This is a genomic window from Streptomyces sp. NPDC052109 (assembly GCF_040680195.1).
In the GTDB taxonomy this organism is placed as follows: Bacteria; Actinomycetota; Actinomycetes; order Streptomycetales; family Streptomycetaceae; genus Streptomyces.
Window position 1 is genome coordinate 130,025 of the sequence record NZ_JBFAWF010000018.1, and the last position, 14,425, is coordinate 144,449.

General features: G+C 73.3%; 14 protein-coding genes. 1 reads left to right on the forward strand and 13 read right to left on the reverse strand.

The window, feature by feature from the left end; genetic code table 11:
• Positions 1-121: 121 nt before the first annotated feature.
• From AB0L59_RS30300 to bldG, 6 genes are all read right to left on the reverse strand, one after another.
• Entirely contained in the window at positions 122-319 is a 198-nt protein-coding gene (locus AB0L59_RS30300) for a hypothetical protein (RefSeq protein WP_365589801.1), read from the reverse strand.
• Positions 320-688: 369 nt separating this feature from the next.
• Entirely contained in the window at positions 689-2,209 is a 1,521-nt protein-coding gene (locus tag AB0L59_RS30305; RefSeq protein ID WP_365589802.1) for a class I SAM-dependent methyltransferase, read from the reverse strand.
• Between the two features lie 28 nt (positions 2,210-2,237).
• Positions 2,238-2,831 carry a small secreted protein gene (locus AB0L59_RS30310; RefSeq protein ID WP_365589804.1) on the reverse strand — a complete coding sequence of 198 codons (594 nt, stop codon included), beginning with the start codon at positions 2,829-2,831 and terminating at the stop codon, positions 2,238-2,240.
• Between the two features lie 225 nt (positions 2,832-3,056).
• On the reverse strand, positions 3,057-5,459 hold the full coding sequence (locus tag AB0L59_RS30315) for a sodium-translocating pyrophosphatase (protein WP_365589805.1): 2,403 nt from the start codon (positions 5,457-5,459) through the stop codon (positions 3,057-3,059).
• Positions 5,460-5,727: 268 nt separating this feature from the next.
• On the reverse strand, positions 5,728-6,159 hold the full coding sequence (locus tag AB0L59_RS30320; protein WP_365589807.1) for an ATP-binding protein: 432 nt from the start codon (positions 6,157-6,159) through the stop codon (positions 5,728-5,730).
• 202 nt (positions 6,160-6,361) lie between these two features.
• Positions 6,362-6,703: an anti-sigma factor antagonist BldG gene (bldG, locus tag AB0L59_RS30325; RefSeq protein ID WP_010986038.1), complete on the reverse strand. Its 342-nt coding sequence runs from the start codon at positions 6,701-6,703 to the stop codon at positions 6,362-6,364.
• 80 nt (positions 6,704-6,783) lie between these two features.
• On the opposite strand from bldG, the gene AB0L59_RS30330 reads away from it, so the two are divergent.
• A complete protein-coding gene (locus tag AB0L59_RS30330) occupies positions 6,784-9,291 on the forward strand; it encodes a DEAD/DEAH box helicase (protein WP_365589809.1) in 2,508 nt (835 codons plus the stop codon).
• Here AB0L59_RS30330 and AB0L59_RS30335 read toward each other — a convergent pair.
• The 7 genes from AB0L59_RS30335 to ssd form a co-directional block, all read right to left on the reverse strand.
• Entirely contained in the window at positions 9,203-9,661 is a 459-nt protein-coding gene (locus AB0L59_RS30335) for an Rv3654c family TadE-like protein (RefSeq protein ID WP_365589811.1), read from the reverse strand. The two genes, AB0L59_RS30330 and AB0L59_RS30335, sit on opposite strands and share 89 nt — an antisense overlap.
• On the reverse strand, positions 9,658-9,996 hold the full coding sequence (locus AB0L59_RS30340) for a TadE family type IV pilus minor pilin (protein WP_365589813.1): 339 nt from the start codon (positions 9,994-9,996) through the stop codon (positions 9,658-9,660). The genes AB0L59_RS30335 and AB0L59_RS30340 overlap by 4 nt, the downstream gene beginning before the upstream one ends.
• A 22-nt stretch (positions 9,997-10,018) precedes the next feature.
• Positions 10,019-10,219 carry a DUF4244 domain-containing protein gene (locus AB0L59_RS30345; RefSeq protein ID WP_365589815.1) on the reverse strand — a complete coding sequence of 67 codons (201 nt, stop codon included), beginning with the start codon at positions 10,217-10,219 and terminating at the stop codon, positions 10,019-10,021.
• Between the two features lie 71 nt (positions 10,220-10,290).
• Positions 10,291-11,070: a type II secretion system F family protein gene (locus AB0L59_RS30350; protein ID WP_365589817.1), complete on the reverse strand. Its 780-nt coding sequence runs from the start codon at positions 11,068-11,070 to the stop codon at positions 10,291-10,293.
• 106 nt (positions 11,071-11,176) lie between these two features.
• Complete coding sequence (locus AB0L59_RS30355) at positions 11,177-12,040, reverse strand: type II secretion system F family protein (RefSeq protein ID WP_365589819.1); 864 nt, start codon at positions 12,038-12,040, stop codon at positions 11,177-11,179.
• Positions 12,030-13,235, reverse strand: coding sequence for a TadA family conjugal transfer-associated ATPase (locus AB0L59_RS30360; protein WP_365589821.1), 1,206 nt, complete (start codon positions 13,233-13,235; stop codon positions 12,030-12,032). Before AB0L59_RS30360 ends, AB0L59_RS30355 begins: the two co-directional genes overlap by 11 nt.
• Positions 13,232-14,338, reverse strand: a complete 1,107-nt coding sequence (gene ssd, locus AB0L59_RS30365; protein WP_365589823.1) for a septum site-determining protein Ssd — start codon at positions 14,336-14,338, stop codon at positions 13,232-13,234. The genes AB0L59_RS30360 and ssd overlap by 4 nt, the downstream gene beginning before the upstream one ends.
• Between the last annotated feature and the right edge of the window lie 87 nt (positions 14,339-14,425).

Genomic DNA, 14,425 nt, shown 5'->3' on the forward strand with positions numbered 1-14,425 from the left:
AACGGTAACCCGACTACCGCCATTCCTGCCGCCCGGAGTACCGGGTACCCACCCGAGGCATGTCCGGAGCGTGATGCTCCTCTTACTCCCGCGGCACCCTTGCCGCCGCGGCCCGCCGACGTCAGAGGCGGGTCAGGCAGTACACGCCGAGGGCCAGTGCGACCGTCCCGGCCGCGCTCGCGAGGGCCGCCGATGCGACCTGGTTCACACCGTGGGCGACCGGCTCGCGGCGCCTGAGGCGGGTGCCGGTCCAGGCCAGCAGGGCGCCTCCGAACAGGGCGAACACCACTCCCGCGAAGATCGCCGGCCCGCTCTCCATCCCCCGCCCACCTCTCCCGTGCCGCCCGGCCCTTCCCGCGCCGGGAGACTGGCACGCACGGGAGACGGGCGGGCGACAGCGGGGTGAACGGAGAGCCTCCGTGATATCGAACACATCAGCGAATCACATCGAGAGGAGAACGGCTTCGGTATTTTTCCGGCCGTTTTCCCGGCACCGGCGCGTCACCGCCTCGGCCGCCGCCCCGATCCGGCCCGTGCCACCGGCATACGGCGGTGAGCCGGGCGCGGCCACCGGGGCCTCCGGAGCCGGCTACGACCGCACGCGTACCCGGCCTACCTCAGGCGACCCAGCCGCCCTGGCCGGCCGCACGCCGACCGGCCGGCGCAGCCCTGCCCCCGGCCCGCCCGCTCAGTTCGCCGGCTCCAGGAAACCCTGCTCCACCAGGAGCCGGATCTGCGCGGGGGTCCGGTCGCGGAGCACCACCGGGTCCTCGTTCATGAGCTGGGCGATGGCGTCCAGGATGCGCCCCGCGCTCAGCGTGCCGTCGCACACGCCCGCGAAACCGGCGCCGACCGTGTCCACCTTCGTGGCCCGGCGCATCCCGCGGTGCTGGCGCAGCACGACGTGCTCCGGGTCCTCGGCGCCCGGCAGCCCGACCTGCTCCTGGACCACCTCGGCGGCGAGCCTGAAGTGGCTGTGGAGCAGCGCCGCGTCGTCGTGCCCACGGAGATAGTCGAGCCGCTCGAAGTGCGCCCGGATCGTGTCCCCGAGAGGCTGTTCGACCGGGTGCGGCCACTCCTCCACGGTGACGACGGGCTCGGCGGAAGCCGTCCTGCGCAGGGTGATCCAGCCGAAGCCGACCGCCTTGACCTTGCGCGCCTCGAACTCGTCGAGCCAGGCGTCGTACCGCGCCTGGTAGTCCGCCGGATCCCCGCGGTGGTCACCGGCGTCCCTCAGCCACAGCTCGGCGTACTGCGTGACGTCCTGTACCTCGCGCTGCACGATCCAGGCATCGCACCCGCGCGGCACCCACGACCTGAGTCTGTCCTGCCAGTCCTCCCCTGCCACGTGCTGCCAGTTGGCGAGGAACTGCGCGAACCCGCCCTCGTTCAGCCGTTCCCCCGCCTGCTGAACGAGCGAGCGGCACAGATCGTCCCCGCCCATGCCGCCGTCCCGGTACGTGAGGCGGGCACCGGGCGAGATGACGAAGGGCGGGTTGGACACGATCAGGTCGAACGTCTCGTCGCCCCGGACCGGTTCGAACAGTGAACCCTCGCGCAGGTCTGCGGCGGGTGCGCCGGACAGCGCGAGCGTGAGCGCGGTGATGTGCAGCGCGCGTGGGTTGAGGTCGGTCGCCGTCACGCGCGTGGCGTGCCGGGCGGCGTGCAGCGCCTGGATGCCGGAGCCGGTGCCCAGGTCCAGGGCGGCCGCGACCGGCGTACGGACGGTGATGCCGGCGAGGGTCGTCGAAGCGCCGCCGACGCCCAGCACCACCCCCTCGTCGCGCTGCCCGATGCCACCGGCGCCGCCGACCGCGCAGCCCAGGTCGGAGACGATGAACCAGTCCTCGCCGCCGGGGCCGCCGTAGGGCCGTACGTCCACGGTGGCGGCCACCTCGTCGCCGCCGACGGGCGTGAGCCACCCGGCCTCCAGCGCCCCCTCGACCGGCAGAACGGCCGCCACGCGCGCGTGCGGCACCGGTTGCTGGAGCAGGAACAGCCGTACGAGCGTCTCCAGCGGCGTGTCGCCACGGGTCGCCCGGAGGGCGGGCACGGTCTCGCTGCGCGCCAGTGCCGCGTACGCGGGGGCGCCGAGCAGGTCGAGCAGCCCGTCGGCGGTGAAGGACGCCCCGAGCAGGGCGTCCCGCAGCCGGGCGGCGACATCGAGTCGGTAGGTGGAGGGCAGGCGGGAGGCGGTGGTGTCACTCACGCACCCATTGTGGCCCGTGGCGGGCGACTCAGCCGGTGGCGGGCGACGGCGACGCGGAGACCTTCGTGCACCCCGTCTGCTTGGTCACCGCCTGGTTGACGTCACCCTTCTCGAGGTTCTGCAGGGCGGTGATCGCGCCGTCGTACTGCGCCGACACCGCCTTCATCCGCTCCGAGAGGTCGCCCAGGCCGGAGGCGAACTTCGTCTGGTCCTTGGTGTCGAGCCCGTCCACGCGCTTCTTCAGATCGGCATACGCCGCGGACAGGGCCGTGAGCTTCTTCACGGCGTCCTGCTGCGTCGCCGCGCCGCCGGTCACGCCGGGAGGCGCTCCCGCGTCGGAAAGGCTGGTCGCCCGCGCCTTGAAGCCGTCGGCCAGGTCCTGGAAGGCCTGGGAGTCGGTCTTCTGGACGTCCTTCGGCGGGCCGTCCTTGGCGACCTTGGCCAGCGCGTCGAAGGCGCCCGAGATCTTCGCCTGCTGCGCGGGCAGCGGGTCGCACACCGTCTTGGCCCAGGCCACGAGCTTGGGGTCGGGCCCCTTGTCGCCGCCGCTGCTGGTGCATCCCGACAGCGCCACCACCAGTACCGCACCGCCGGACAGTGCGGCCGCGAGCTTCTTGTTCACCGGATTGGTCCCTTCCATGGCTCTCGGCCCACGGACCCTACACGGCGGGCGCACACCACCAGCACCCCGTACGCCCCCCAAAGCGCCCTTTGTGACTCATTGCACCATGAGAGAGAAGACTCACCACGTGGGCGAGCCCGCAGACGACAGCGGGCGGGCGGCGCGTCAGCACGCGCCGCCCGCCCACCCGTTGAGCAGGGCCTCTCCGTCAGACCGGGAATACGGCTACGAAACCACCGCCGTGTTCTGTGAGTTGGGGACCCGCTCGGCGCTCTCGTCGTCGCCGACGGCGATTCCGCGCCGCTTGGAGACGTACACGGCGACGACGATCACGGCGAGCGAGAGGACCGCGATCACGATCCGTACGCCCAGGTTCTTGTCGTTGCCGTAGGAGAACTTGATCACCGCGGGTGCGATGAGCAGCGAGACCAGATTCATGACCTTCAGAAGCGGGTTGATCGCCGGTCCCGCGGTGTCCTTGAAGGGGTCGCCGACGGTGTCGCCGATCACCGTGGCCGCGTGGGCCTCGCTGCCCTTGCCGCCGTGGTGACCGTCCTCCACCAGCTTTTTGGCGTTGTCCCAGGCGCCACCGGAGTTGGCGAGGAAGACCGCCATCAGGGTGCCCGCGCCGATCGCGCCGGCGAGGTAGGAGCCGAGCGAGCCGACGCCGAGCGTGAAACCGATGAAGATCGGCGCCATCACGGCGAGCAGACCCGGCGTGGCCAGCTCCCGGAGGGCGTCCTTGGTGCAGATGTCGACGACCTTGCCGTACTCGGGCTTCTCGGTGAAGTCCATGATCCCCGGCTTCTCCCGGAACTGCCGCCGCACCTCGAAGACCACCGAACCGGCCGAGCGCGACACGGCGTTGATGGCGAGTCCGGAGAAGAGGAAGACGACAGCCGCGCCCGCGATGAGGCCGACGAGGTTGTTGGGCTGCGAGATGTCCAGGGACAGGCTCAGCGGCGCGCCCGGCCCGGTGAGCTTCGCCCCGACGTCCTGCACATTGGTGGTGATCGCGTCGCGGTACGACCCGAACAGCGCCGATGCGGCGAGGACGGCGGTGGCGATGGCGATGCCCTTGGTGATGGCCTTGGTGGTGTTGCCGACCGCGTCCAGGTTGGTGAGCACCTGGGCGCCCGCGCCCTCGACCTCGCCGGACATCTCGGCGATGCCCTGGGCGTTGTCGGAGACCGGGCCGAAGGTGTCCATGGCGACGATCACGCCGACCGTGGTGAGCAGACCGGTGCCGGCCAGCGCGACCGCGAACAGCGCCAGCATGATCGACGTACCGCCGAGCAGGAACGCGCCGTACACGCCGAGCCCGATGAGCAGCGCGGTGTAGACGGCCGACTCCAGGCCCAGCGAGATGCCGGACAGGACGACGGTGGCCGGGCCCGTCAGGGACGTCTTTCCGATGTCCCTGACCGGGCGGCGGCTGGTCTCGGTGAAGTAGCCGGTCAGCTGCTGGATGACGGCGGCGAGCAGGATGCCGATCGCCACCGCGACCAGGGCGAGGATCCGCGGGTCGCCGTCCTTGCCCCTGATCGCCGCGTCCGTCACGCCGTGGAGAGCCGAGTACTTCGACGGCAGATAGACGAAGACCGCGATCGCGACCAGCGCGAGCGAGATCACCGCGGAGATGAAGAAGCCGCGGTTGATCGCGGTCATACCGCTGCGGTCGGCGCGGCGTGGCGCGACCGCGAAGATGCCGATCATCGCCGTGACGACACCGATCGCGGGCACCAGCAGCGGGAACGCCAGTCCGGAGTTGCCGAAGGCGGCCTTGCCGAGGATCAGCGCGGCGACCAGGGTCACGGCGTACGACTCGAAGAGGTCGGCCGCCATGCCCGCGCAGTCGCCGACGTTGTCGCCCACGTTGTCGGCGATGGTCGCGGCATTGCGCGGGTCGTCCTCCGGAATGCCCTGTTCAACCTTGCCGACCAGGTCGGCGCCGACGTCGGCGGCCTTGGTGAAGATGCCGCCGCCCACCCGCATGAACATCGCGATCAGGGCGGCACCGAGGCCGAAGCCCTCCAGCACCTTCGGCGCGTCGGCCGCGTACACCAGCACCACGCAGGAGGCGCCCAGCAGGCCGAGCCCCACCGTGAACATGCCGACGACGCCGCCCGTGCGAAATGCGATCTTCATCGCGGTGTGCGAGACGGTGGTGAGATCCTTTTCCGGTTCGCCTGGTGCCGGTGTGGCCTCCCGGGCCGCCGCGGCGACCCGCACATTGCTGCGCACCGCCAGCCACATGCCGATATAGCCGGTGGCCGCCGAGAACGCCGCGCCGATCAGGAAGAACACCGATCGTCCGGCACGCTGATTCCAGTCGTCCGCGGGCAGCAGCATGAGCAGGAAGAAGACGACGACTGCGAATACGCCGAGCGTGCGCAGCTGCCGGGCGAGATACGCCTTCGCGCCTTCCTGGACCGCCTCGGCGATCCGTTTCATGCTGTCGGTGCCCTCGCCCGCTGCCAGCACCTGGCGCACCAGGATCCCCGCGACCACCAGTGCGGCCAGGGCGACCGCGGCGATGACGGCCACCATGATCCGGTTGTTGTCGGTCAGGACAGCGGCTGCGAGGGATGTGGGATGACCCGACTGAGGGATGAAAAGCCCCGCCATTCGTCCTCCTTGACGTTTGGGCTGAGCTCAAGATGTGGGGATTCTAGGTACCTCAGTGTGATCTAAACAGAGCGCGGCAAACGGAATTGGCCCACAGCGACTCTCGGCAAACGATCGAGATCTTGCTGGACAACCCGAATGGAGTAATGCCCCCAGGGCATTGTCAATGATCGTGAATTCCTTCACGAATTCGGGGACCTGCCCGATCGTGCCGGAAAAACACCGAGGGCCCTGCTCGGCAGGGCCCTCGTGAACTGCTGTGCGGCGCTCAGACCAGCGTCGCGGCGGGGGGTGTCGTCGGCCAGGTCATACGGATCAGCCCGCCGTCGTGGCCGGTGGTCACCTGGACGTCGTCGACGAGGCCGCTGATGACCGCGAGGCCCATCTCGTCCTCCTCGACCTCCGCGTCGCCGTCCTGCGCGGTCCCGGGCGTGTCGCCCGGGACGGCGTGCGGCGCCTCGTCGCCGACCTCGATGGAGAACTGTTTCTCCTCTTCGATCAGCGCCACCTTCACCGGCGCGCTGATACCGCTGTTCTGGTGCAGTCCGACGGCCCGGGAGCAGGCCTCGCCGACGGCCAGCCGGACCTCGTCGAGGACGGCCTCGTCCACTCCGGCCCTGCGTGCCACCGCGGCCGCCACCAACCGGGCGGTCCGGACGTGCTCGGGCAGCGCGCTGAAGCGGAGTTCGACGGTGGCCATGCATCCCCCTCGCGACTACGGGCGTGCGGTCGGGGGTGGGGCCGCGCCGAGCGCCCCCACCCCCTGCTGTGCTTCTGTGCCCCGGGCCGCTTCAGGGCCCGGGACGGAAACCGGTCCGTCGCCGCCCGCGAACGCAGCGAGACGGACGAGACCGGCCGGCGGCCGGGCTCCTGGAGCCCGGCCGCCGCTGACCGGTCGAGGGTCAGTCGGTGGCCGCCACCGCTTCCTCGACCGAGGTGTGGATCGGGAACACCTTGGTGAGGCCGGTGATGCGGAAGATCTTGAGAATGCGCTCCTGGTTGCAGACCAGGCGCAGCGAGCCCTCGTGGGCACGCACCCGCTTCAGGCCGCCGACCAGCACGCCGAGCCCGGTGGAGTCGAGGAAGTCCACGCCCTCCATGTCGACGACGAGGTGGAAATTCCCGTCGTTCACCAGCTCGACCAGCTGCTCGCGCAGCTTGGGCGCGGTGTATACATCGATTTCGCCACCGACCTCGACGACCGTACGATCGCCGACGGTACGGGTCGACAGGGACAGGTCCACGGATCCTCCAGCACCTTGCTATCGAGCGGTCGCCCCTCGGGACACCTGGGCTTGCGGCCCCCGGGACTTCGCCAGCCGCGATGGCATTCAATCACTTACCGGCAGGCGTGCACGACGCCTTGGCCCCATTGTCCGTCACGCCAGTGACACACTCGGTGCCAATGGCCAAGAATCACCGATCCGACAGATCCCCGGCGGACCCGGCGTCGCGCCCGTCTCCGGGCACGGTCCTGGACCGGCTCGCCTCCGGGCCGAGCCGGTCTGCGCGCATCACTCATACGGAGCACTTGCCCCCGCGCGCGGGCCGCCATGCCGTCTGGCCTGACCGAATCCGGTCCGAGGTGATCGCGGCCGTCCAGGCGTGCGGCATCGAACACCCGTGGGCGCACCAGGCGCTCGCCGCCGAGCACGCCCTGGACGGCGACTCGGTGGTCGTCGCCACCGGCACCGCCTCCGGCAAGTCCCTCGCGTACCTCGTGCCCGTGCTGTCCACCCTTCTGGATGGTTCCGAGGCTCCGAACGGCCGTGGTGCCACCGCCCTGTACCTCGCGCCCACCAAGGCGCTCGCGGCGGATCAGTGCCGGTCGGTGAAGGAACTTTCACAACCGCTCGGCACCGCGGTGCGCCCGGCCGTGTACGACGGCGACACCCCGTTCGAGGAGCGGGAGTGGATCCGCCAGTACGCCAACTACGTCCTGACCAACCCCGACATGCTGCACCGCGGGATACTCCCGTCCCACCCGCGCTGGGCCTCCTTCCTGAAGTCGCTCGAGTTCGTCGTCATCGACGAGTGCCACACCTACCGCGGCGTCTTCGGCTCGCACGTCGCCCAGGTGCTGCGCCGGCTGCGCCGGCTGTGCGCCCGCTACGGGGCCTCGCCCGTCTTCCTGCTGGCCTCGGCGACCGCCGCCGAGCCCGCCGCCGCCGCCCGCCGGCTGACCGGCCTGCCGGTCACCGAGGTCGCCGACGACGCATCCCCGCGCGGCGAGCTCGTCTTCGCCCTCTGGGAACCGCCGCTCACCGAACTGCACGGCGAGAAGGGCGCGCCGGTACGGCGCACCGCCACCGCCGAGACCGCCGACCTGCTGACCGACCTCACCGTGCAGGGCGTGCGCTCGGTGGCCTTCGTACGGTCCCGGCGCGGCGCCGAGCTGATCTCGGTGATCGCCCAGGAGAGACTCGCCGAGGTCGACCGCTCCCTGGTCCGGCGAGTCGCGGCGTACCGCGGCGGCTACCTCCCCGAGGAGCGCCGCGCCCTGGAACGCGCCCTGCACTCCGGCGAACTCCTCGGACTCGCCGCCACGACGGCCCTGGAGCTGGGCGTGGACGTCTCCGGTCTGGACGCGGTGATCATCTCCGGCTACCCGGGCACACGCGCGTCCCTGTGGCAGCAGGCGGGCCGCGCGGGCCGCTCCGGCCAGGGCGCGCTCGCCGTGCTGGTGGCCCGCGACGACCCGCTGGACACGTTCCTGGTCCACCATCCCGAGGCCCTGTTCGACCAACCGGTGGAATCGACGGTCCTCGACCCCGACAATCCCTACGTCCTCGCCCCGCACCTGTGCGCCGCCGCCGCCGAGATCCCGCTGACCGAGGAGGACCTGGACCTCTTCGGCCCCACCTGCGCGGACGTGCTGCCGCAGCTGGAGGCCGCGAAACTGCTCCGGCGGCGGACGAAGGCCTGGCACTGGACGCGCCGGGAGCGGGCCGCCGACCTGACCGACATCCGCGGCGCGGGCGGGCGCCCGGTGCAGGTCGTCGAGACCGGCACCGGCCGGCTGCTCGGCACGGTCGACGCCGGCGCCGCGCACTCCACGGTCCACGAGGGCGCGGTCCACCTCCATCAGGGCCGCACCTACCTGGTGCGCACCCTCGACCTGGAGGACTCCGTCGCCCTGGTCGAGCAGGCCGACCCGCCGTACTCCACGGTCGCCCGCGACACCACCTCCATCTCCGTCCTGGAGACCGACACCGAGATCCCCTGGGGCGCCGGCCGTCTCTGCTACGGCTCGGTCGAGGTCACCAACCAGGTCGTCTCCTACCTCCGCAGACGCCTGATCACCGGCGAAGTGCTGGGCGAGACCAAACTCGACCTCCCTCCCCGTACGCTGCGCACCCGCGCGGTGTGGTGGACGGTCACCGACGACCAGCTGGAGGAGGCCCGGATCACCCCGGAGATCCTCGGCGGCTCCCTGCACGCCGCCGAACACGCCTCCATCGGCCTGCTGCCCCTCTTCGCGACCTGCGACCGCTGGGACATCGGCGGCGTGTCGGTCCCGTTGCACCCGGACACCCTGCTGCCGACGGTCTTCGTGTACGACGGCCACCCGGGCGGTGCGGGCTTCGCCGAACGCGCCTTCCACACCGCCCGCGCCTGGCTCACCGCCACCCGCGAGGCCATCGCCTCCTGCGAGTGCGAGGCCGGCTGCCCGTCCTGCATCCAGTCCCCCAAGTGCGGCAACGGCAACGACCCGCTGCACAAGAGGGGCGCGGTACGGCTCCTCACGGTGCTGCTGCGGGGGGCGCCGGAGGAGGAACTGCCTCAACGGCCGGCGGAGCGGGCGGCTCCGGAGCAGGCGCCCCGCGCCTGAGGGCGTCCGGCACCGGCCCGGCCGGCCCCGCTCTGGCCCTGGCCTCCGCCGCGAACGGTCCTCTCCCCGCGGCGGCCGTCACGTCCGAGATCTCGCCGACGACGGCGCACCGCACCAGCCGTACGCCCTCGGTCGCAGCCACCCGCTCGGCCCGCCCGCAGGCCGCCGCACCGCCCTCGGTCCAGTGGGCCGCCGCCGCGAGCGCCGCCAGGTCCGCGCCGCCCGCCGCCCGGTGCCGCACCACGACGGCCTGCCCTAACGCGAGGACGGCGCCGAAGACGGCACAGAGCACGGCGATCGCCCCCAGGCTCCACACGGTGGCGGATCCCCGGTCGCGGTGCGGCCGAGCCCGCCTCCAGCCTCCCTTCATGGTCCCGCCTCCCCTGCCCCGGTCGTCTCCTCGGCCGGGGCGACGGCGTCCTCCCGCACCTCGAACGGCAGCCCGCTCAGCACCGGCGGCCTGGCCACCACCGTCACCCGGACCTGGTCGCCCTCGCGCGCGACCGTCACCCGCGCCCCGCGCGGCGCCGCCTCCCGGGTCACGGTCACCACGGCGCCCTCCGGGTCCTGACGGGCGGCGGCCCGGGCGCCGATGCGGGCGGCGTCCACGCACTGGATCTGTGCGGCCACCGCGAGCAGCCCCGAGACCAGCGCCATCGTGAACGCCACCAGTACGCACAGCACCACGGCCGCCTCCGCGGTCACGAACCCCCGGTCCGCCCCTCGCTCACATCCGCGCACTGAGGGCCTTCTTCACGATGTCCTGCAGCTCCGCACGGACCTGGCCGCTGGTGACGACCTCGTAGAGCAGCAACGCGAACCCGACGGCCGCGATGATGCCCATCGCGTATTCGGACGTCACCATTCCGGCGTCCCTGCGGCCCATCCCCCGCAGCCGAAGCACCGCGTCGTTGATCCTGCTGTTCATTTCAACCCCCGTAGGTCTCTGGGTTTTTGTGGTTCTTCGCGGCTATGTGGTCCCGCCCGTTCTCGTACGCCTCACCTGCCTCCCCTCATCCCGCCCGCGAGTCCGATCACGACGGGCAGCACCCCGACCGCGATGAAGGCGGGCAGAAAGCACAGGCCCACCGGCGCGGAGATCAGCACGGCCGCCCGCCGGGCCCGGGCCGTAGCGGTGCGGGCCCACTGCGCGCGTGCGTCGGAGGCGAGGCGGGCGGCCGGACGGGCCGCCGGAAGCCCGGACTCGTCGGCCCGCTCCAGCAGTCGTGCCAGGGCTCCGGCGCCGGGCAGCCCGGTCAGCAGCCGCCAGGCGTCCGCCGGTTCTCCGCCGAGCCGCACCTCCGCCGCGCCCCGCGCCAGCGCCTGCCCGACCGGTCCGCCGAGCGCCTCGCCCACGGCCTGCGCGGCGATCACGGGGCCGGCGCCGGCCGCGACGCACGCGGCCAGCAGGTCGGCGGCGAGCGGGAGTTGGCGTGCGACCGCCGAGGTGTCCACCGGCTCCGCTCCGCCGGCCGCCGACTGCCGGCCGCGCCACCGCCAGAGCACGACCCCGGCCCCCAGCCCCAGCACGGCCCCGGTCACACCACCGAGCAGCACCCACGCGCCGCACGCCGCCCCGGCCGGCGGCAGCCACCGCCGCGCCACGTCGGCCGAGGTGAACCCCGGCCTGGACACCGACACTTCCAGGCCCAGCAACTCCGCCACCCGGCGCCGCGCCCGACGCCGCCGCCGGACCAGATGCAACCGCCGGACCGCCCAGCCGAGGGCCAGAACCACGACCCCGACCATCCCCAGCCTGTGGACAACTTCCCCGCTCATACCGCCGCTCTCCCCCTACGTCCTGAACCCCGCACCGCATCACGGACACCGCCCCGATCAGCCCCTTGGACCGCTCACGGCCCCGCGCCCCGCCCCGTCTCCCCGCTCACACCACCCCCGCTCCCCGCACGATCCGCACCGCCCACCACATCCCCGCCGCTTCGAACACCGACCCGGCCGCCAGGCAACCGAGGCCGGCACCGGTGTGGAGCAGCACATGGAGGGGTTTCGCGCCCATGGCCGAGCCCAGCAGGAGGCCGAGGGCGGGCAGTACGGCAAGCAGCACGGTGGTCGCCCGGGCACCCGCCAGCTGGGCGCGGAGATCGGCGCGTTGGTCCCGCTCTGCGCGCAGGGCCGCGTCCAGCCGGTCCAGGCCGGCCGCGAGTCCGGCGCCCTGGTCCACGGCCACCCGCCAGCACGCGGCCAGCCCGAGCAGGCCCTCGGCGCCCGGCTGCCGGGCCGCGGCGGCGAGTGCGCCGGGCACGTCTCCGCCGAACCGCGCCGCCGCGACCACGGCCGCCTGTGCCTCGCCGAGCCCGCCGGAGTCCCGTGCAGCCCGCAGCAGCGCCTCGCCCGGCTGCCGTCCGGCCCGCACCTCCCCGGCGAGGGCGCCGCAGAGGGCGATCACCGCATCCGCCCGCCGTTCCCGGAAGAGCCGGGCCTGCCGGGCCAGCCGTACCCGGCGCAGCACCGGCACCCCGGCCGCCCCCGCGACGACCGGAATCACCGAGGTCCCCAGCAGCCCGAGCAGCACGCCAACCGCGAGCGCCCACCATTCGGCACCCCACCGGGCCCGTAGCCGCCGCAGTTCCGCGAGTGTCTGGTCCCAGGAGGACGGGCCGGTCGTCACCACCGCGCCGCCCGCGAGCAGCAACCGCGCCCGCCGCATGCCGTAGTGCCGCCCGCCCAGCAGCCACACCAGCGCGGTGAAGCAGATCAGCGCGGCGCCCGTGGAGGTCTCACCGTGCACCTTCCGCACCCCTCTCCGAGTCCGCTCCGGCGTCCAGGAGCAGCGCAAGCCGCTGCCAGCCCCGCTCCCGCCGGAAGGCCCGCTCGCTCCAGCGCAGGGCGGGCACCGTCCGCACCAGCCCCGTGGCGTCCCGCTCCAGGACGTGCACCTCCGCGATCCGGCGCCGCCCGGACCGGTCCCGTACGAGGTGCAGGACCACGGAGAGCGCGGCCGCCAACTGGCTGTGCAGTGCGGCACGGTCGAGCCCGGCGGCCGTGGCCAGGGCCTCCAGGCGAGCCGGGACGTCTCCGGCGGCGTTGGCGTGGACCGTGCAACAGCCGCCCTCATGGCCGGTGTTGAGAGCCGCGAGCAGATGCACGACCTCGGGTCCGCGGACCTCGCCGACGACCAGCCGGTCCGGCCGCATCCGCAGGGCCTGCCGGACGAGGTCCTCCAAGGTGACCAGGCCGGCGCCCTCCTGGTTGGCGGGCCGGGTCTCCAGCCGGACGACGTGCGGGTGGTCCGGCCGCAGCTCGGCCGAGTCCTCGGCGAGCACGATCCGCTCACCCTCCCCGACCAGGCCCAGCAGGGCGCTGAGCAGGGTCGTCTTGCCGCTTCCGGTGCCGCCGCTGACGAGGAAGGACAGCCGGGCCGTCAGCAGCGCCCGCAGGATCCGCTCGCCGCCGGGCGGCACCGTGCCGGCCTCGACCAGCTCCTCCAGCGTGAACGCCCGGGGCCGTACGACGCGCAGGGCCAGGCAGGTGCAGCCGACGGCCACCGGGGGCAGCACCGCGTGCAATCGGGTGCCGTCGGGCAGCCGGGCGTCCGCCCACGGCCGGGCGTCGTCCAGCCGGCGTCCGGCCACGGCGGCAAGCCGCTGCGCGAGGCGTCGTACGGCTGCCGCGTCGGGGAAGGTCACCGGGGTCAGCTCCAGCCCGCCGCCGCGGTCCACCCACACCCGGTCCGGGGCGGAGACGAGGACGTCGGTGACGTGCGGGTCGGCCAGCAGCGGTTCCAACGGGCCCGTGCCGACCAGTTCGGAGCGCAGTTGCCGGGCCGCGCCGAGGACTTCGGCGTCGCCGAGCACCCGGCCCTGTTCGCGCAGGGCCTGGGCCACGCGCGCGGGGGTGGGATCGGCGCCGCTCTCGGCGAGCCGGCGGCGGACGCCGTCGAGCAGGGCCGCGCCGTCCGCGCGGTCGAGTCCCGGGAGGCTCATCGGGTGCCTCCGGCCTCGACCAGCGCCCGCTCCCAGAAGTTCGCACAGAAGTGGGCCAGCGGGCCGCGTCCACGCGCGCCGGGGGGTTCGGCGCCGCCCTGTGGGCGCAGCAGCGGCGTCTCGACCGGCACCTCACCGGCCAGCGGCAGGCCGAGCAGGCGGGCCACCTCCTGGTCGTCCAGGCCCGGCGCGTACGGCCCGCGTACCGCCACGCGCAGGTCGCGCACGACCATGCCGACGGCGGAGGCGACCCGCCCCGCAGCCGCGACCGCGCGCAGTTCGGCGGGGACGACGAGCAGGGCCAGGTCGAGCTGGGCGAGGGCTTCGGCGACGCCGTCGTCGAGCCGGCGGGGCAGATCCACCACGACCGTGCCGCCACGCCGACGGGCCGCGGCGAGCACCGCCCGTACCGCCTGCGGCGGAATGGCGACGCAGGCGCCGCGGTCCCAGCTCAGCACCCGAAGGGAGTGCAGTTCGGGCAGCGACTCCTCCAGGGCGCCGCCGCCGACGCGCCCGCGGGAGGCGGCGAAGGCGGGCCAGCGCAGGCCGTCGGCGCTCTCGCCGCCGAGGAGTACGTCCAGTCCGCCGCCGAGCGGATCGGCGTCCACGAGAAGGGTGCGCACTCCCTCGCGCGCGGAGGTGACGGCGAGCGCGCACGCGAGCGTGGAGGCGCCGGCCCCGCCGCGGCCGCCGATCACGCCGACGGTGAGGGCCGGGCGGCCGACTCCTTCGGCGACGTCGGCGATACGGTCGACCAGCCACTGCTCGCCGTCGGGAAGCATCAGGACATGGTCGGCGCCGATCTCCACGGCGCGTTTCCACACGCCCGGGTCGTCCTGGTCGCGGCCGACCAGCACCACTCCGCGCCGGCGCGTGGCCCCGCCGACCCGGCGGGCGGCGTCGTCGCCGACCAGCACCAGCGGGGCCGTCTCCCAGCCGTCGCCGTGTTCCGGTACGCCGTGGTGGACCTCGGGTGTGGCGCCCGCGGCCGCGCACAGACGCAGCAGGTCGTCCAGGAGCTCGGCGTCCTCGGTGACGATGAGCGGCCGGCCCGGCCGGTCGGAGGTGCCGGGCGGCGGGTCGTGGGTGACGGTTCCGGTCACGGGTGTTCCCCCTTCGCTGCGTGGGCCGCGCGGCCTCTTCGGCCCCGCGATTCCCAAAGATGTGAAGAACCGGCAAGCGGCCACCCA

What these genes read in the sequence shown, in the direction of transcription:
- AB0L59_RS30300 (WP_365589801.1), bottom strand. Translation starts at nt 319, where the DNA reads ATGGAGAGCGGGCCGGCGATCTTCGCGGGAGTGGTGTTCGCCCTGTTC.
- AB0L59_RS30315 (WP_365589805.1), bottom strand. Translation starts at nt 5,459, where the DNA reads ATGGCGGGGCTTTTCATCCCTCAGTCGGGTCATCCCACATCCCTCGCA.
- AB0L59_RS30320 (WP_365589807.1), bottom strand. Translation starts at nt 6,159, where the DNA reads ATGGCCACCGTCGAACTCCGCTTCAGCGCGCTGCCCGAGCACGTCCGG.
- AB0L59_RS30330 (WP_365589809.1), top strand. Translation starts at nt 6,784, where the DNA reads ATGGCATTCAATCACTTACCGGCAGGCGTGCACGACGCCTTGGCCCCA.
- AB0L59_RS30335 (WP_365589811.1), bottom strand. Translation starts at nt 9,661, where the DNA reads ATGAAGGGAGGCTGGAGGCGGGCTCGGCCGCACCGCGACCGGGGATCC.
- AB0L59_RS30345 (WP_365589815.1), bottom strand. Translation starts at nt 10,219, where the DNA reads ATGAACAGCAGGATCAACGACGCGGTGCTTCGGCTGCGGGGGATGGGC.
- AB0L59_RS30350 (WP_365589817.1), bottom strand. Translation starts at nt 11,070, where the DNA reads ATGAGCGGGGAAGTTGTCCACAGGCTGGGGATGGTCGGGGTCGTGGTT.
- AB0L59_RS30360 (WP_365589821.1), bottom strand. Translation starts at nt 13,235, where the DNA reads ATGAGCCTCCCGGGACTCGACCGCGCGGACGGCGCGGCCCTGCTCGAC.